The organism is Streptomyces hyaluromycini, from assembly GCF_002217755.1.
Classification (GTDB): domain Bacteria; phylum Actinomycetota; class Actinomycetes; order Streptomycetales; family Streptomycetaceae; genus Streptomyces; species Streptomyces hyaluromycini.
In genome coordinates this window covers 276,442-292,079 of record NZ_BCFL01000017.1, presented here as the reverse complement: position 1 = coordinate 292,079, position 15,638 = coordinate 276,442, and the positions used below count along the sequence as shown (strand labels likewise).

Below are 15,638 nucleotides of genomic sequence, written 5' to 3'. Positions count from 1 at the left end.
GGAGCCGCAGCCGTCCCCTCCCCTCCCCGTCCCCGTTTCGCGCGAAGAAAGTTGCCGCGATGACCGCTGACGTGTCCGAGTTCCACTACGGCCTGATAACTCCGATAGCCGCCTACCTGATGGCATGTCTGGGCTCCGTGCTGGCCCTGCGCTGCACGACCCGTTCCATCAGCCGTCGCCGCGGCGAGCGGAAGCTGGGCTGGCTCGCCCTGGGCGCGGTCTCCCTCGGCTGCGGCATCTGGACCATGCACTTCGTCGCGATGATCGGCTTCAGCGTGGGCGGCGCACTGGTCAACTACGACGCCGGCCGGACGCTGCTGAGCCTCGGCGTCGCCATCGCGGTGGTCGCCATCGGCGTCTTCCTGGTCGGTTACCGGGGCTCGGGCCCCGTCACCCTGGGCACCGCCGGCGTCATCACCGGTCTCGGTGTGGCGGCGATGCACTACCTCGGCATGAGCGCGATGAACACCGGCGGCACCGTGCACTACGACACCACGATCGTCGCGCTCTCCGTGGTGATCGCCGTGGTCGCCGCGACCGCCGCGCTCTGGGCGGCGGTGTCGATCAGCGCGGTCTGGGCGACCGTCGGCGCCAGCCTGGTGATGGGCGCGGCCGTCTCGACCATGCACTACACCGGAATGGCCGCGGTGAGCGTCCACGTCGCCCAGATGCAGACGGGCCAGTCGTCGACGAGCCTGCTGGCCTTCCTCCTGATCATGCTGGCCGGCCCGGTGGCGGCCCTGATCCTGGCCGCGGCGATCGTCATGTTCGACCCCGAGGTCGTGGGCGGCCAACGCGAATGGACCGACCCGACACCCCCCACCGCCCTCCCGTCCCCGCCGCCCTGGCCCCCCGCCGAACGCCCGCAGTCCCTGGCGGACCGGCGTTACATGTCCTGACGCCGAGCGCTCAGAGACCGGCGTCACCACCGGTGAAGCGCACGGGCGACACGAGAGCGATGCGGATCAGGCCGGGCTCGGGGGGAGGGGCGTCGTAGACGTAGGTGACCGTGAGCGCGGGGCGGTCTCCGGTGCCTTCCAGGCGCGTCGTGTAGATCTTCATCCCCCCGACGGGGCTGTGTGCCCGGCGGCCCAGTTCCGGGTTCTTCTCCGGCTCGGCTCGTAGTGCTTCGACGGCCTCCAGCGCTCCGCCGCCGATGGCGAGGCAGCGAGCGTGTGCTTCACCGGTGATCTCGGCGATGGTGGGCGACTGGTCGTCGCTCACCGGCCGCTTTCCCGGGTCTTGCGGATTCCGGTGACGGCCGCGGCGACGGCTGTGTCGAAGTCAGGGTCCTGGCGTGCGACGACTCGACCGCGGAACTCCTCGACGACGCGGACCACCCCGGAGAGATCCGCGGGATCGGCATGGTTGATCTCGCGCGCCAGCTCGGCCTCGAAGTCGTCGGCGTCGCCGGGGAAGCCGTAGCCCATGGTGAGGGCCGCACGAAGTTCCCCGATGGTCCGCATGGCAGGGAGACGGGGCTGGCCGGGCGCTTCCGGTTGGGTGGTCATGGCGTCGGCTCCGTTTCGCGATGTGGCTTTCACCGTACCCGGCCGATTCCATGCGCGGCGGACCTTGGCCGGCGCCTCACGCCACGGCAAGTTCGCACCACACGTACTTGCCCCGGTTGCCGAACCTGGACAGCGGCTGCCAGCCCCACAGGTCGGAGCAGGCCCGGACGAGGGCGAGCCCTCTGCCGCCGTCCGCGAAGGCCTCCGATCCGCCCGGGAAGACGGGGGGTTCGGGGTCCGCGTCCCACGCGCCGACCCGCAGCACCCCGCCCGCGTGGCGCACCCTCAGGGCCACCGGGCCCTTCGTATGCCGTACGGCGTTGGAGACCAGCTCCGCCGCGAGGAGTTCGGCGGTGTCGACCAGCGTGATCAGGCCGTGCATGGTGAGGATCATCCGCAGCGTGCGGCGACAGATCGGGACGGCTCTGGGGTCGTTCGGAACGTAGAGCGAGTACTCCCAGGAGTCGCTTTCGGGCATGCGTGAACTCCGTTCGGGTGGTGGGGGGTTGCGGTCGTCGGGCGGTGGCATTGCCGCAGCCGCCGTGGCAGGACGGGGCGGTGCGCTTCCGGGGTCCCGGTGTCTCGCAGCGTGTGCGTCGCGTCACCGACGGTATTTCCTAGACTTAGGAAAGTGCAACCCGCTGCCGTATTCTGGCCCTCGAACGAGGTAGGTCCACGGGGGAGTTGGAGCGAGGAGGCACCGGTTGCCGCCGAAGAGGCATCTCACGGCCCGGCGGGTGAGGCTGGGCGCTGAACTGCGGAAACTGCGCGAGGCGACGGGCATGACGGCCAAGGAGGCGGCCGGGTTGTTGGAGGCCGACGCCGTTCAGATGAGCCAGATCGAGTCCGGCACCGTAGGGGTGAGCGCCAAGCGCGTGCGCCGCCTCGCCGCCAACTACGTCTGCACCGATGAGCCCTTGATCGAGGCGCTGGTGGCGATGGCGACGGATCGCACGCGTGGCTGGTGGGAGGACTACCGGGACGTCCTTCCCCAGGCGTTCCTGGACGGAGCCGAAGCCGAGCATCATGCGGCGTACCTGCGTGAGGTCGTGATCCACTACGTCCCGGGGCTGCTGCAGACAGCTGATTACGCCCGTTCGGTGTTCGGTTACACGAATCCGGGCCTGTCCGAGGAAGAGGTGGCCCTCAGGGCGGAGCACCGTATGCAGCGCCGGGCTGTCATCGAGCGCGACAACCCGACCCCGTACGAGACGGTCGTCCACGAGTTCGGCCTGCGGGTGCATGTGTCCGACCGCCAGGCGTCGCTGACTCAACTCCGCTTCATCCTGGACAAGATCGAGGCGAGGCAGGTGAGCGTGCGTGTCATCCCCGTCGAGCGCGAACATTTCGCGGGCGCCGGGGCCTCGATGCTGTACCTGGGTGGTCCAGTGCCCCAGTTGGACTCGGCGCTCCGAGATGCCCCCACAGGCGCGCGGTACATCGATGAGCAGCCGCGACTGGAGCAGCTTCGTACGCTCTTCCGCAGGGTGCAGTCAGCGTCGCTGGACCCCACCGCGTCGCGTGACTTCATTCACCGAGTGGCCAAGGAGCTGTGATGAACTGGCAGAAGTCCACCTACTCCGGCGGAGGCGACGGCGACGCCTGCGTCGAAATCGCCGCCACCGTCGCCCGCATAGCCATCCGCGACTCCAAAGCCCCCACCCGCGCCACCCTCTCCTTCCCCGCCCCCGCCTTCGCCGCCCTCGTCGATCACCTCAAGGCCGGTGAGCCGGCTCTGCCACCCGGCTGAAGGGCAGGGCGCTCAGTGTCATCCCGGTCGCGCCGATCCACAGCGTGGCCGTCGGGCCGAGCGCCGAACCCGAGGTGCCGCCGAGGAGGCCGCCCAGGGGGATGCCGCCCCAGGAGACGAAGCGGGCGGTCGCGTTCATGCGGCCCAGGAGCCGGTCCGGGGTGACGACGGCGAGCCGGTCGGCGATGTGCTCGGGGGCCGGGACCCGTGCCTCGCTGTGCGCGTCCCAGGCACCCGCCCGGCCCCGCTCCGTGAGTGCGGCGAGCGAGCGTTCGCGGCGCCGGGAACGGACCATCCGCAGCCGTTCGCGCGGCACCCCGACGTACGTCCCCGAGCCCGCCCGCCCTTCCAGGAGCCCGTCGGCGATCAGCAGGTCCACCGCCCGCTGCACGACGTTGCGTCCGACGCCGTACTCCTCGGCGAGCCGGGCCCGGGACGGCAGCCGGTCGCCGAGCCGCCACTCGCCGGCGACGATCCGCGCGCGCAGCGCCTCGGCCGTGGCCAGATAGGGCGCTTCCCGGGGCATCCGCGGCCCTCCACTCTGTCGTATCTGTCGTTGCGGACGGATTCGGCAAGCTACTGCCCCCACCGAAAGCTGCTGGAGCAGAATCACGCTCCGTCGATCACTTCGGGCCCGGTGAAACCGTTCCGCCAATCGGGGCTCTGAGACACCCCTGGTCAGGAAGGGGACCGGCGGTCTAACGTCCGTCCATGGCAGCCTTCGACCCCTGGGACCCGGACTTCCTGGCCGACCCGTACCCCTCCTACGCCGAGCTCCGCGCCCGGGGCCGGGTGCAGTACTTCGAGCCCACCGACCAGTGGCTGGTTCCGCTCCACGCCGACGTCTCGGCGCTGCTGCGGGACCGGCGGCTGGGGCGGACGTACCAGCACCGGTTCACGCACGAGGACTTCGGGCGGACCGCGCCCGCGCCGGAGCACGAGCCGTTCCACACGCTCAACGACCACGGCATGCTCGACCTCGAACCGCCGGACCACACCCGCATCCGCCGCCTGGTGTCGAAGGCGTTCACCCCGCGCACGGTCGAGCGGCTCAAGCCGTACGTGTCCCGGCTCGCCGGAGAGCTCGTCGACGGGCTGGTGCGCAACGGCGGCGGCGACCTGCTCACCGATGTCGCCGAGCCCCTCCCCGTCGCCGTCATCGCCGAGATGCTCGGCATCCCGGAGGCGGACCGCGCCCCGCTGCGCCCCTGGTCGGCGGACATCTGCGGGATGTACGAGCTGAACCCGTCGCAGGAGACCGCGGCGAGGGCGGTGCGGGCCTCCGTGGAGTTCTCCGACTACCTGCGGGAGCTGATCGCCGAGCGGCGCAAGGAGCCCGGCGACGACCTGATCTCCGGGCTGATCGAGGCGCACGACGAGGGCGACCGGCTCACCGAGCAGGAGATGATCTCCACCGCCGTCCTGCTCCTCAACGCCGGCCACGAGGCGACCGTCAACGCCACGGTCAACGGCTGGTACGCCCTCTTCCGCAACCCCGCCCAGCTCGCCGCGCTCCGCGCCGACCACTCCCTGGTCCCCACCGCGATCGAGGAGCTGATGCGTTACGACACCCCGCTCCAGCTCTTCGAACGCTGGGTGCTGGACGAGATCGAGATCGACGGGACCACGATCCCGCGCGGCGCCGAGATCGCCATGCTCTTCGGCTCCGCCAACCACGACCCGGCCGTCTTCGAGAACCCCGACCGCCTCGACCTCACCCGCCGGGACAACCCGCACATCTCCTTCAGCGCCGGCATCCACTACTGCATCGGCGCCCCGCTGGCCCGCATCGAGCTGGCCGCCTCCATGACGGCACTGCTGGAACGGGCGCCGGCCCTGACCCTGGCGGCGGAGCCGGACCGGAAACCGAACTTCGTGATCCGGGGGCTGGAGGGGTTGCGGGTGGAGGTGGGGTGATCACCCGTTCGGCTGATCAGTGACTGATTCCGGGTGATCTACGCGGCTGACTCGTCAAGCTGGTGTCTGCCTGCGAAGGGAGGCACCATGACGGTTATGGCAGAGCGTGCGTCGTCACAGTTGTCAGTGGACACGTTCGAGCGGATCGCCGAATTCGCCGAGCGTATGGACGAGACCGTCAGCTTCGAGTTCATCGGCGGACGGATCGGGGTCAAGAAGGTGACGAACGGCAGCCACGGCGAGATCGCGATGTGGTTGGTCTTCCATTGCAAGCAAGCGCGGCCCGACCTCACCCTCAACCCGACGGGTCAAGGGCTGAAGGTCGAGGCGTATCGCAGGGGCCGCGCCAAGCCCGACGCCGTGCTCGCACCAGTCGGATACTTCAACGGGCGGGGTGACTGGGCTGACCCTGCTGGCGTGTTGATGGCAGTCGAGATCACCTCTTACGACTCGGATACCCACAACCGTGACCGTGTGGAGAAGCCTCAGGCATACGCCGAGGCCGGGATCCCCGTCTACCTGCTGATCGACCGTGACAGTCTGTCGATTCTCGTCCACAGTGACCCCGACCCGGAGGACGGATACCGGGACATCCACGTGGTGAAGCTCGGGGGCAAGGTCACTCTCCCCGATCCCGTCGGCATCGAACTCGACACCGAGGAACTCAAGCAGTACGTCGACTGAGATCAGCGGCCGCGCACTGTCGACGCCGACGAGGCCGGGTATCCGCGTCACGCCTCCTGCAGGCTCGCCGCCAGCCGAACGACCGCGTCGACCTGCGCGTTCAGCTCCACAAAATCAGCCGGCCAGCCGTCGTACTTCACCCACAGCTCCCGGCCGCCCACCGCCACCGACGCCACGTCCCCCAGGCCCAGTCGGTGTAGCTTCCGGTGGTGCACCCGTGCGGGCGACCGCTCCTCGGAGAGGTGGACCAGGATCGTCATGGGCTGATCGGAATCCGCCTCGGGATCCCGGTGCGCGGAGCAGCTGATGCCCACCTCGACGCCGTCCCGGTGGCCCACGGCCAGCAGCGAGCCGCGAAAGAGCGGGCTCGCCGGCAGCTCCCACCCTTCCCCGTCGGCGGTGAACGCCGCCGGGTCGGTCTCGCAGCGCCCCTCGTTGAGGCATGCCCAGGCGAGCAGGATCACGCGGCTGTTCTCCCGCCGGTCCGCGGCGCGCTCCTCGTCGCCCAGCGACATGGCGGCGAGCAGGACCCCGAACACGAATCCGGTGGCGGGGAGGGGCACCATCCACTGCCACGGCCATCGCAAGAACAACTCGACGACGAGGAGGAGCACCGCCGTGAACCCTCCGACGGCCGCGCCCATCAACAGCGTGTCCCGCGTATCGCGCGTAAGACGCATGTAATGCAGTAGACCACCGCTTGCCGCCAATTGCCCTGCCCTGGACGGTGGTTGTGCCGCGCTACGAACGGTTGCACCCCCACCCGCCCCTCAGCCCGTGAGGTCCCGCCTGCGCAGCCCCGCCAGCCCCGCGCCTGCCAGCACCGCCGCCAGCCCGAGCAGGATCATCACCGGCTCCCATTCCATCCCCCCGCCCGGCAGCTTGGGCAGGTGGCCGAAGGGGGAGAGGTCCAGGACGAGCCGGGGGGCGTTCAGGGCCGGGCCCACCCAGCCGATCAGCAGGACCGCCACCGCCACGCCCCAGGAGGCGGGGGCGCACAGGCGGGGGGCCAGGCCGTACAGGAGCAGCGCCAGGCCGCCGATCACCCACACCGCCGGGAGCTGCACCAGGCAGGCGCCCAGGATCGGGCCCACCTGCTTCCCGTAGCCGACGGCGAAGCCCGCCCCGGCCAGGAGCATGATCAGGGCCGCGCCGGCGAAGGCGATCGTCAGGTGGCCGGCCGCCCAGCGCAGCCGGCTCACCGGACCGGCGAGGAGGGGTTCGGCGCGGCCCGAGGTCTCCTCCCCGTTGAGGCGGAGGACGGACGCGACGACGTACAGCGCGGCGATCAGACCCAGCATGCCGACCATCGCGGCGAGGAAGGCGTCGGTCAGCCCGCTCTGGCCGCCCATCCGCTCGAAGATCTCGCGGGCGTTCTTGTTGTCGCCGACCATGCCGGCCGCGCCTTCCGTCAGGCCGCCGTAGATCACACCCGCCAGGAAGAAACCGAGCGACCAGCCGAGCACACCGCCCCGCTGGAGCCGCCAGGCGAGGGCGGCGGCGGAGCCCAGGCGGCCGGTCGCGGGGCCGGGGCGGGCGGGGAAGAAGCTCATGCCGAGGTCGCGGCGGCCTGCCAGGACGTAGGCCACCCCGGCCTGCACCAGCACCGCGGCCGCGAACAGCAGCAGCACCCACCAGCGTTCCGCCGCGAACGGGCGGAGGTTCTCCAGCCAGCCCAGCGGGGAGAGCCAGGTCCACGGCGACGACCCGTCCGTCTTCACCGAGTCCCCCGCCGCGCGCAGCACGAAGGCCGCGCCCAGGACCGCCGACGTCACGCCCCTCGCCAGGCGGGCGCTCTCCGTCAGCTGTGCCACGATCGCCGCCATCGTCGCGAAGACCATGCCCAAGGCACCCAGGCCGAGCCCGAAGGACAGCGCCCCGGCCGCGCCCTGCTGCGCCAGACCGGCGGTGATGAGCAGGGCCAACGCCCCGTTCGCCACCGCTGCCGTCAGCAGGGCCGCGGTCAGGGAGGCCCGGCGGCCCACCGCGCCCGAGGCCAGCAGCTCCGCGCGGCCGGTCTCCTCCTCGTCACGGGTGTGGCGTACGACGACGAGCAGGCCGGTCACGGCCGCGAGGAGACCGGCGTACACGCCGACCCGCCACGCCGTCAGGCCGCCGAGCGAGGTGTCGTGGAGCGGGCCGATCAGGGCGCGGAAGGAGGCGTTGGTCTGCAACTGGCGGACCAGGTCGGTGCGTTCGGCCTCCGTGCCGTACAGGCTCTGCAGCGTGCTCGGCATGGAGAGGACCGTCAGCGCGTTCACCGCGATCCAGACCGGGGTCGTCACCCGGTCGCGGCGCAGCGCGAAGCGCAGCAGGGTGCCGGTGCCGGTGAGGGTGCTCATCGCACGGCCGCCTCGTCCTGGTAGTGGCGCAGGAAGAGTTCCTCCAGGGTCGGGGGAGTGGAGGTGAGGGAGCGGACGCCGGTCTCGGAGAGCGAGCGGAGTACGGCGGTGAGCTGGTCGGTGTCGACCTGGAGGCGGATTCGGTGGCCCTGGACGTCGAGGTCGTGGACGCCGGGGAGGTGCGCCAACCCGTTGGGCGGGCCCGCGAGTTCGGCGGTCACGCTGGTGCGGGTGAGGTGGCGCAGGTCGGCGAGGGAGCCGGACTCGACGGTCCGGCCGGCCCGGATGATGCTGACGCGGTCGCAGAGTTCCTCGACCTCGCTGAGGATGTGCGAGGAGAGCAGGACCGTACGGCCCCGGTCGCGTTCCTCCTCCACGCAGCGCTGGAAGACCTCCTCCATCAGGGGGTCGAGGCCGGAGGTCGGTTCGTCGAGGATCAGCAGGTCGACGTCGGAGGCGAAGGCGGCCACCAGGGCGACCTTCTGCCGGTTGCCCTTCGAGTAGGCGCGGCCCTTCTTCGTCGGGTCGAGTTCGAAGCGGTCGATCAGGTCGGCGCGGCGGGCCTTGTCCAGGCCTCCGCGCAGGCGGCCGTAGAGGTCGATGACCTCGCCGCCGGAGAGGTTGCGCCAGAGGGTCACGTCTCCGGGGACGTAGGCGATCCGGCGGTGCACCTCCACGGCGTCCGTCCAGGGGTCGCGGCCGAGGATCTGCGCGGCGCCCGAGTCGGCGCGCAGCAGGCCGAGCAGCACCCGGATCGTGGTCGACTTCCCGGAGCCGTTGGGGCCGAGGAAACCGTGCACCTCGCCGGCCTCGACGGCCAGGTCGAGGCCGTCCAGGGCGCGGGTGCGGCCGAAGGACTTGTGGAGCCCGGCGACCGTGATTGCCTTCGTCATGGCTCAGAACGTACGCTTCTTTCAGAAATTTGTGAAGTTAAGGAAACGTCTGAAGCTCGGATAGGGTGAGCCCATGACGGAAACAGCCGGTGACCGGGACACGGAGGCCGTGTCGAAGTTCGTCGAGTCCTTCGCGGCGCAGCTCGTCGAGGCCGGGATGCAGCGCATGCCCGCCCGGGTCTTCGCCGCCCTGCTCTCCTCCGACGAGGGCGTGCTGACCTCCGCCGAGCTGGGCGAACGGCTGCAGATCAGCCCCGCGGCGGTGTCCGGGGCGGTGCGCTACCTGACGATGACGCACATGGTCGCCAGGGAGCGGGAGCCGGGCTCGCGCCGGGAGCGCTACCGGGTGCACGGCGACCAGTGGTACGAGGCCCTCACCAACCGGGAAGCCGTGATCAAACGCTGGGAGGCCGCCCTGCGGGAGGGGGTCGCCAGCCTCGGCCCCGACACCCCGGCGGGCCGGCGGATGGCCGAGACACTGGCGTTCTTCGAGTTCGTCGACGAGGAGATCGTGAAGATGATGGAGCGCTGGCGGGACCGCCGGGACAAGCAGTTCGGCGACGTGCCCCGATAGGAGCGCATCGCCCCGACCGGCCCAACCGGCCCGACAGGCCGACGCGTTGGAGCTCCTCGCAGAAGGGAGAACGGCGACATTACTATCCCTTCCGGGGCGCTGGGCGTCCCACACGGCTTCGAAACAAGGGGCGGACGTGGCACGTTGGAAAGCGCTGCCGGCCGGGCTCGACCCGGCGGTCGTTGAATTCGTCGCAGAATTACGGCGGTTGAAGGACACATCCGGACTGAGCCTGCGGGACCTCGCCACCGGCACGGGCTACAGCTCCTCGTCCTGGGAGCGTTATCTCGGCGGCCGGCTGCTGCCGCCCCGCGAGGCCGTGGAGTCGATGGCCACGATGGTGGCGGCGGACACCACGCGGCTGCTCGCACGGTACGAGAGGGCGGGGGACGCGTGGCGTCGTGACCACCTCGACGACTCCGGGGCGGGCGAGGAGCCGGAGCGGGGGCAGGAGGAAGGTGCGTCTGCCGCACCGGGCGTCCTCGTGGTGCCTGTGGATCCCGGGGAGGGCCCGCGCGCCGGTGCCGCGGTCGTCGGGAAGGGCGCCGGTTCCCGGCCCAGGAACCTGCTGCGGCAGCTGGCGACGGTCGGCCTCTCGGCCGCGGCGGGAGCGGTGATCGCGGTGCTGGTGATGGAACCGGGACACAGCGCGTCCGCGGTCGCGGTACCCCGTACCACCGCGACGGCGGCGAAACCCGTCCCGTACACCTGTCACTTCGTCCGCAAGGCGGGGCTGTGGTACGCGGGCAACAGCGCGACCCGCACCGATCACCTCCAGGTCGACATGTGGGGACCCGAGGTCGCCGAGTTGCAGTGTCTGCTCCAGCACGCGGGGGAGTCGCCGGGCGGCGTCGACGGCAACTTCGGCCCGCTCACCGAGAGCGCGGTGATCAGCGCGCAGAAGGCGTTCCGCCTGGATGTCGACGGCCAGGTGGGACCGCGGACGTGGGCGGCGCTGAGACGATGACCCGGACACCGCCGGAGTGCGCCCGCCTCGCCACGGAACTGCGCCTGCTGCGTGCGCGTTCCGGGCTGAGCCTGTCCGCGCTGGCCGTCGAGTCGGCGTACAGCAAGTCGTCCTGGCAGCGGTACCTGACGGGTCGCGCGCTGCCGCCGTGGCTCGCCGTACGCGCGCTGTGCGTCCTCGCGAACGAGCCCGAACCGCGACTCCGGGCCCTGTGGGAGCTGGCCGAGTCCGACTGGAGCCGACGCGGCGCGATCGCGACGGCGGAGCCCACGCCTGTCCCCAGGCCAGCCGTGCCCAGGCCAGCCGTGCCCAGGCCAGCCGTGCCCAGGCCACCCGTGCCCGAGCCGTCCGTGCCCGAGCCGTCTGTGCCTCAACCGTCTGTGCCTCAGCCATCCGTCGCCGAGCCATCCGTCGCCGAGTCATCCGTTCCCGGGATATCCGTCCCCGCGCCGTCTGTGCCCGGCCCGCGGAGGTCGCCGCGATGGCGCGTCGGTGTGGCCGGCGGCGTTGCCGTGCTGCTGCTCGCCGGGCTCCTGGCGCTCACCGGTCGCACGTGGACCTCCTCCGATTCCGGCGCGGACGCCGCGCTGTCCGTGCCCTCGGCCGCGGCCTTCCACGTCGGCTGCACGGGAAGCGCCTGCGACGGGCTCGACCCGGGAGTGGAGAAGTGCGGTGTGGAGCCGGAGACGCTGCTCCACACACAGATCCCCGCCGGCTTCGGCCTGGAGATCCGCTACAGCCCGATGTGCCGTGCCGCCTGGGCCAGGGTCTGGAACACCGCCGTAGGGGACACCCTCAGCTTCACGGCTCCGGGCCGGCCGAGGCAGAGCGTCACCGTCGCCCGCCGCAGCGACGCCGCCGGGTTCGTCTACACGGACCTGGTCGCCGTCACCGGCCGCACCGCTCGGCTCACGGCATGCCTGAGCGCCGGATCGGCCCACCCTCCGAAGTGCTACTCCACGCCGTCGCCCTGACCCTCGGGACGACCCGCGCATCCCTCATCCGGTACGGAAAACCCTCAGGTCAGAGCCGGTGCAGTTCCGCTGTTCCGGCAGATTCCCCGGGGCCGTCGACACCCGGAGCCGGTGCCCCGGAGCATCGTCGGCGGCGGGGGAGGTCCCCGGTCCGGTGTGCCGGATCGGGGACCCCGTCCGCCACCGCGATGTGATCCATGACTTGAGGAGGAGATGACGTGCGACCGAATACCGTGCCGAGGACATTTGCGGCTCTCGCCACCGCTGTCACGATCGCCGCCGGGACACTGGCGGGCGCGAGCAGCAGCTTCGCGGCGACACCCGCGTCCACGCAGGTCTCGACGCAGACGGTGAGCTCCAAGGCGGTCGCTCCGCGCGCCACGGTGAACCTCGGCCTGAGCACGACCCAGGCCAAGTACGTCCAGTGCTGGCTGCGGGACTACTGGGGCTACACCGACGGGATCGACGGGCAGCTCGGCACCGACAGCTGGAAGGCGTTCCAGCGCAACCTGAAGGAGTACTGGGGGTACACGGGCGCGATCGACGGGGACGTCGGCGGCGGCACGGTCTCGGCGTTGCAGCGCCTCCTCCAGGCGTTCTGGGGCTACGACAGCAGCATCGACGGAGTCGCCGGCCCGGCCACCCAGGCCGCGTTCAAGAGGTTCGCCGACGGCCACAGCAGCGAGTGCTGAGAGGTTCGGCGAGACGTCCCGATTAGAGGGGCGCGGGGAACTGCGCGGCCGGCCCGCCGCCGGCCCGCAGGTGAGTGCGTACCTGCGGGAGCGTCGTGGCCGAGCGCGCAGTTCCTCCCCCAGCCTTCGGCCGGGGGTACCCCCGGCGCCCCTTGCGGGGCGCTCAGCGCTCCCTCGTCTCCTCCAGCACCGTCCGCCCCAGCAGCGCGTACCGCTCCGGTGCCCGGTGCTTGAGGTACTGCGCGTAGCCGACGCCCGTCGCCGCGACCAGCGCCACCAGCCACGGCGTCGCCTTCAGCAGCAGTGAGCCGGACTCCGTACCGGCCGCGACGCCCATGTTGGACACCAGCAGGACGACCACGGCGAGCATCGCGACGCCGCCGATGAGCGGGGCGGCGAAGGTCTTGAACCAGTGCCGGCTCTCGGGGTGGTTCTTGCGGAAGTAGACCAGCACCGCGAACGAGCAGACCGCCTGTACGACCAGGATCGCCATGGTGCCGAGGATGGCGAGCAGGACGTAGAGGGCGTTGTACGGGTCCTTGCCCGCGATCCAGAAAGCGGCGATCAGGACGGCGGAGATCACCGTCTGCACCAGGCCCGCGATGTGCGGGGAGCCGTGCCTGTGGTGGGTGCGGCCGACGGTGCTCTGGAGCTTCGGCAGCACGCCTTCCCGGCCCAGCGCGTACATGTAGCGGGCGGCGCAGTTGTGGAAGGCCATGCCGCAGGCCAGCGAGCCGGTGATCATCAGCCACTGCATGAGGACGACCGCCCAGTGGCCGACGTAGTGCTCGGTCGGGTTGAAGAAGAGGGCGAGCGGGTTCGAGGAGGAGGCGGCCTTCACGGCCTCCGTCTCGCCGTTGCCGGTGATGGCCATCCAGGAGACGAAGACGTAGAAGACGCCGACGCCGAGGACCGAGATCATCGTCGCCTTGGGGATGATCTTCTTCGGGTCCCGGGACTCCTCGCCGTACATGGCCGTGGACTCGAAGCCGACCCAGGACCAGAAGGCGAAGAAGAGGCCGAGGCCGGCCGAGGTGCCCTTGAAGGCGTTGACCGGGTTGACCGGGCCGAAGGTGAAGCCGTGCGGGCCGCCGCCGTGCAGGGCGACCGAGATCGCCATCGCCGCGAGGACGGTCACCTCGGTGCCGAGGAGGACGACGAGGAGCTTCTCGGCGACGCTGACGCCGAACCAGGTGCCGGTCGCGTTGATGGCCAGCATCAGGATCGCGAAGGCCCACCACGGGATGTCAAGCCCGGTCTGGTCCTTCAGGGTTGTGTTGGCGAAGACCGAGAAGATGCCGATCAGCGCCGGTTCGAAGACGACGTACGCGAAGGTGGCGAGCAGCCCCGACGCCAGGCCCGCGGTGCGGCCCAGACCGTAGGAGATGAAGCCGTAGAAGGCGCCCGTCGAGGTGATGTGCTTCGCCATCGACGTGAAGCCGACGGAAAAGATTGCCAGGACGACCATTGCGACGAGATAGCTCGCCGGGGCCCCGATGCCATTGCCCGACGACACCATGAAGGGCACGTTGCCGGTCATCGCGGTGATGGGCGCGGCGGTCGCGACGGCCATGAAGACCACCCCGAGCAGGCCGATCGCGTTGGGCTTGAGCCGGTGAACCGTGCCCTCGCCGCCTGTTTCCGTCGCCGGGGCGACTCCCTCGTCCACTGCCATCGGGGTGGCCCCTCTCCTGCTGTTCGCTGGCTGTACTGGACCGGAACTCTGTAGGCCGAATGAGTCGGTAGAGGGTCTCGGGGCGTTAAATGTTTGTCAACCAGACCTTTAGAAATCTGACGCAATCTGTCGGCAACACCCGGCTCGTACGGTCGCCGCCATGAGCACGTACACGGCCACCCTCGGCGGCGAACGCCACCGCTTCGACTCCCTGGCCCGCCTGCTGGCCGCCGCGAGCCCGGAACGCTCCGGCGACCGGCTGGCCGGCCTCGCCGCCGCGAGCGCGCGGCAGCGGGTCGCCGCCCGCTGGGCGCTCGCGGAGGTGCCGCTCGCGACCTTCCTGACCGAGCCGGTGATCCCGTACGAGGACGACGACGTGACCCGGCTGATCCTGGACACGCACGACGCGGCCGCCTTCGCACCCGTCGCCGGACTGACGGTCGGCGAGTTCCGGGAGTGGCTGCTGGCGGCGGACACCGGGGCCCTGGCCGCCGTGGCGCCGGGGCTCACGCCGGAGATGACCGCCGCGGTGTCCAAGCTGATGGGGAACGCGGACCTGGTGGCCGTCGCCCGCAAGGTGCGGGTGGTCACCGCGTTCCGCTCGACGATCGGCCTGCCGGGGCGGCTCGCGACGCGGTTGCAGCCGAACCATCCGACCGACGACCCGGCGGGAGTGGCGGCCGCCCTCCTGGACGGCCTCCTCCTCGGCTCCGGCGACGCGGTCATCGGCATCAACCCGGCGACCGACAGCCCGAAGGCGGTCCGCGACCTGCTGGAGCTCCTGGCCGGAGTGATCGACCGCTACTCGATCCCCACCCAGTCCTGCGTGCTGTGCCACGTCACCACCAGCGTGGACCTGATGGAGCGCGGCGCCCCGGTCGACCTGGTCTTCCAGTCCATCGCCGGCACCCAGGCGGCGAACGCCTCCTTCGGGGTGACCCTCGGCCTGCTCGACGAGGCGTACGAGGCGGCGCGCGCGCTCGGCCGCGGAACCGTCGGCGACAACGTCATGTACTTCGAGACCGGCCAGGGCAGCGCCCTGTCGGCGGACGCGCACCACGGGGTGGACCAGCAGACGGTGGAGGCGAGGGCGTACGCGGTCGCCCGCCGCTACCGGCCCCTGCTGGTCAACACCGTCGTCGGCTTCATCGGCCCGGAGTACCTCTACGACGGCCGGCAGATCCTCCGGGCCGCCCTGGAGGACCACTTCTGCGGCAAGCTGCTCGGCCTGCCCATGGGCCTGGACATCTGCTACACGAACCACGCCGACGCCGATGACGACGACATCGCCACGATGCTGACCATGCTCGCCGTCGCGGGCGCGTCCTTCGTGATCTGCACGCCGGGCGGCGACGACATCATGCTCAACTACCAGTCGGCCTCCTACCACGACGCGTTGTACCTGCGCGAGGTGCTGGGCCTGCGCCCGGCCCCGGAGTTCGAGGCGTGGCTGGAGTCGATCGGGCTCCTGGGCGAAGACGGCGCCCTGCGCGAGGCCGACGGCCATCCGCTGACGGCGATCGGAAGGGAACTGGCGGCATGACAGAGGTGGCCGACATGGCCGGGGTGACCGGCGCGATCGACATGACCGATGTGGCTGGGGCGGCTGGCGTGGCCGACGTCGCCGGGGTGGCAGGCGCGATCGACGTGGCCGGGGCG

The 15,638-nt window shown here is 70.9% G+C and carries 17 protein-coding genes and 1 pseudogene; 10 read left to right on the top strand and 8 right to left on the bottom strand.

The genetic code is table 11. From position 1 onward, the window contains the following. Window positions 1–59 precede the first annotated feature (59 nt). A complete protein-coding gene (locus SSP29_RS09305) occupies window positions 60–899 on the top strand; it encodes an MHYT domain-containing protein (protein WP_089100076.1) in 840 nt (279 codons plus the stop codon). Window positions 900–909: 10 nt separating this feature from the next. Here the strand turns inward: SSP29_RS09305 and SSP29_RS09300 are convergent, their stop codons facing one another. From SSP29_RS09300 to SSP29_RS09290, 3 genes are all read right to left on the bottom strand, one after another. After that, a complete protein-coding gene (locus tag SSP29_RS09300; RefSeq protein ID WP_089100075.1) occupies window positions 910–1,224 on the bottom strand; it encodes a hypothetical protein in 315 nt (104 codons plus the stop codon). Next, a complete protein-coding gene (locus SSP29_RS09295) occupies window positions 1,221–1,511 on the bottom strand; it encodes a hypothetical protein (RefSeq protein ID WP_089100074.1) in 291 nt (96 codons plus the stop codon). Before SSP29_RS09295 ends, SSP29_RS09300 begins: the two co-directional genes overlap by 4 nt. Before the next feature lie 76 nt (window positions 1,512–1,587). Further along, window positions 1,588–1,989, bottom strand: coding sequence for an ATP-binding protein (locus tag SSP29_RS09290; RefSeq protein ID WP_089100073.1), 402 nt, complete (start codon window positions 1,987–1,989; stop codon window positions 1,588–1,590). Window positions 1,990–2,293: 304 nt separating this feature from the next. On the opposite strand from SSP29_RS09290, the gene SSP29_RS09285 reads away from it, so the two are divergent. Together SSP29_RS09285 and SSP29_RS09280 are read left to right on the top strand one after the other, a co-directional pair. Further along, window positions 2,294–3,067 carry a DUF5753 domain-containing protein gene (locus SSP29_RS09285; RefSeq protein ID WP_150133826.1) on the top strand — a complete coding sequence of 258 codons (774 nt, stop codon included), beginning with the start codon at window positions 2,294–2,296 and terminating at the stop codon, window positions 3,065–3,067. Then, entirely contained in the window at window positions 3,067–3,261 is a 195-nt protein-coding gene (locus SSP29_RS09280) for a DUF397 domain-containing protein (RefSeq protein WP_089100071.1), read from the top strand. The genes SSP29_RS09285 and SSP29_RS09280 overlap by 1 nt, the downstream gene beginning before the upstream one ends. A 154-nt stretch (window positions 3,262–3,415) precedes the next feature. Here SSP29_RS09280 and SSP29_RS55200 read toward each other — a convergent pair. After that, a pseudogene (locus tag SSP29_RS55200) lies at window positions 3,416–3,787 on the bottom strand (GntR family transcriptional regulator); the annotation flags it as partial. Between the two features lie 185 nt (window positions 3,788–3,972). Between SSP29_RS55200 and SSP29_RS09265 the strand changes: the two are divergent. Next, window positions 3,973–5,178 carry a cytochrome P450 gene (locus tag SSP29_RS09265; RefSeq protein ID WP_089100070.1) on the top strand — a complete coding sequence of 402 codons (1,206 nt, stop codon included), beginning with the start codon at window positions 3,973–3,975 and terminating at the stop codon, window positions 5,176–5,178. An 87-nt stretch (window positions 5,179–5,265) separates the two neighbouring features. After that, window positions 5,266–5,862: a Uma2 family endonuclease gene (locus SSP29_RS09260; protein WP_089100069.1), complete on the top strand. Its 597-nt coding sequence runs from the start codon at window positions 5,266–5,268 to the stop codon at window positions 5,860–5,862. A 47-nt stretch (window positions 5,863–5,909) separates the two neighbouring features. On the opposite strand, the gene SSP29_RS09255 is transcribed toward SSP29_RS09260, so the two are convergent. The 3 genes from SSP29_RS09255 to SSP29_RS09245 all read right to left on the bottom strand — a co-directional run bounded on the left by SSP29_RS09255 (window position 5,910) and on the right by SSP29_RS09245 (window position 9,097). Beyond that, window positions 5,910–6,542, bottom strand: coding sequence for a hypothetical protein (locus SSP29_RS09255; RefSeq protein ID WP_089100068.1), 633 nt, complete (start codon window positions 6,540–6,542; stop codon window positions 5,910–5,912). Window positions 6,543–6,632: 90 nt separating this feature from the next. After that, window positions 6,633–8,204, bottom strand: a complete 1,572-nt coding sequence (locus SSP29_RS09250; protein ID WP_089100067.1) for an ABC transporter permease — start codon at window positions 8,202–8,204, stop codon at window positions 6,633–6,635. After that, window positions 8,201–9,097 (bottom strand): ABC transporter ATP-binding protein, encoded by an 897-nt coding sequence (locus SSP29_RS09245; protein ID WP_089100066.1) that lies wholly within the window; start codon window positions 9,095–9,097, stop codon window positions 8,201–8,203. Before SSP29_RS09245 ends, SSP29_RS09250 begins: the two co-directional genes overlap by 4 nt. Window positions 9,098–9,170: 73 nt before the next feature. Here SSP29_RS09245 and SSP29_RS09240 point away from each other — a divergent pair, with 73 nt between their 5' ends. The 4 genes from SSP29_RS09240 to SSP29_RS09225 all read left to right on the top strand — a co-directional run bounded on the left by SSP29_RS09240 (window position 9,171) and on the right by SSP29_RS09225 (window position 12,304). Continuing rightward, on the top strand, window positions 9,171–9,671 hold the full coding sequence (locus tag SSP29_RS09240; protein WP_089100065.1) for a GbsR/MarR family transcriptional regulator: 501 nt from the start codon (window positions 9,171–9,173) through the stop codon (window positions 9,669–9,671). Window positions 9,672–9,807: 136 nt separating this feature from the next. Further along, a complete protein-coding gene (locus SSP29_RS09235) occupies window positions 9,808–10,638 on the top strand; it encodes a peptidoglycan-binding protein (protein ID WP_089100064.1) in 831 nt (276 codons plus the stop codon). Continuing rightward, window positions 10,635–11,612 carry a helix-turn-helix domain-containing protein gene (locus tag SSP29_RS09230; protein WP_145968869.1) on the top strand — a complete coding sequence of 326 codons (978 nt, stop codon included), beginning with the start codon at window positions 10,635–10,637 and terminating at the stop codon, window positions 11,610–11,612. Before SSP29_RS09235 ends, SSP29_RS09230 begins: the two co-directional genes overlap by 4 nt. Before the next feature lie 218 nt (window positions 11,613–11,830). Next, window positions 11,831–12,304 (top strand): peptidoglycan-binding domain-containing protein, encoded by a 474-nt coding sequence (locus SSP29_RS09225; RefSeq protein WP_089100062.1) that lies wholly within the window; start codon window positions 11,831–11,833, stop codon window positions 12,302–12,304. A gap of 163 nt (window positions 12,305–12,467) precedes the next feature. On the opposite strand, the gene SSP29_RS09220 is transcribed toward SSP29_RS09225, so the two are convergent. Then, complete coding sequence (locus SSP29_RS09220) at window positions 12,468–13,979, bottom strand: APC family permease (RefSeq protein WP_089100061.1); 1,512 nt, start codon at window positions 13,977–13,979, stop codon at window positions 12,468–12,470. Window positions 13,980–14,139: 160 nt separating this feature from the next. Between SSP29_RS09220 and SSP29_RS09215 the strand changes: the two genes are divergently transcribed. Then, window positions 14,140–15,522, top strand: a complete 1,383-nt coding sequence (locus SSP29_RS09215) for an ethanolamine ammonia-lyase subunit EutB (protein WP_089100060.1) — start codon at window positions 14,140–14,142, stop codon at window positions 15,520–15,522. The last annotated feature ends 116 nt before the right edge of the window (window positions 15,523–15,638 follow it).

Excerpts from the sequence above, each read along its gene's own strand:
- SSP29_RS09305 (WP_089100076.1), top strand. The coding sequence starts at position 60 with ATGACCGCTGACGTGTCCGAGTTCCACTACGGCCTGATAACTCCGATA.
- SSP29_RS09295 (WP_089100074.1), bottom strand. The coding sequence starts at position 1,511 with ATGACCACCCAACCGGAAGCGCCCGGCCAGCCCCGTCTCCCTGCCATG.
- SSP29_RS09290 (WP_089100073.1), bottom strand. The coding sequence starts at position 1,989 with ATGCCCGAAAGCGACTCCTGGGAGTACTCGCTCTACGTTCCGAACGAC.
- SSP29_RS09285 (WP_150133826.1), top strand. The coding sequence starts at position 2,294 with ATGACGGCCAAGGAGGCGGCCGGGTTGTTGGAGGCCGACGCCGTTCAG.
- SSP29_RS09280 (WP_089100071.1), top strand. The coding sequence starts at position 3,067 with ATGAACTGGCAGAAGTCCACCTACTCCGGCGGAGGCGACGGCGACGCC.
- SSP29_RS09265 (WP_089100070.1), top strand. The coding sequence starts at position 3,973 with ATGGCAGCCTTCGACCCCTGGGACCCGGACTTCCTGGCCGACCCGTAC.
- SSP29_RS09260 (WP_089100069.1), top strand. The coding sequence starts at position 5,266 with ATGACGGTTATGGCAGAGCGTGCGTCGTCACAGTTGTCAGTGGACACG.
- SSP29_RS09255 (WP_089100068.1), bottom strand. The coding sequence starts at position 6,542 with ATGCGTCTTACGCGCGATACGCGGGACACGCTGTTGATGGGCGCGGCC.
- SSP29_RS09250 (WP_089100067.1), bottom strand. The coding sequence starts at position 8,204 with ATGAGCACCCTCACCGGCACCGGCACCCTGCTGCGCTTCGCGCTGCGC.
- SSP29_RS09245 (WP_089100066.1), bottom strand. The coding sequence starts at position 9,097 with ATGACGAAGGCAATCACGGTCGCCGGGCTCCACAAGTCCTTCGGCCGC.
- SSP29_RS09240 (WP_089100065.1), top strand. The coding sequence starts at position 9,171 with ATGACGGAAACAGCCGGTGACCGGGACACGGAGGCCGTGTCGAAGTTC.
- SSP29_RS09230 (WP_145968869.1), top strand. The coding sequence starts at position 10,635 with ATGACCCGGACACCGCCGGAGTGCGCCCGCCTCGCCACGGAACTGCGC.
- SSP29_RS09220 (WP_089100061.1), bottom strand. The coding sequence starts at position 13,979 with ATGGCAGTGGACGAGGGAGTCGCCCCGGCGACGGAAACAGGCGGCGAG.
- SSP29_RS09215 (WP_089100060.1), top strand. The coding sequence starts at position 14,140 with ATGAGCACGTACACGGCCACCCTCGGCGGCGAACGCCACCGCTTCGAC.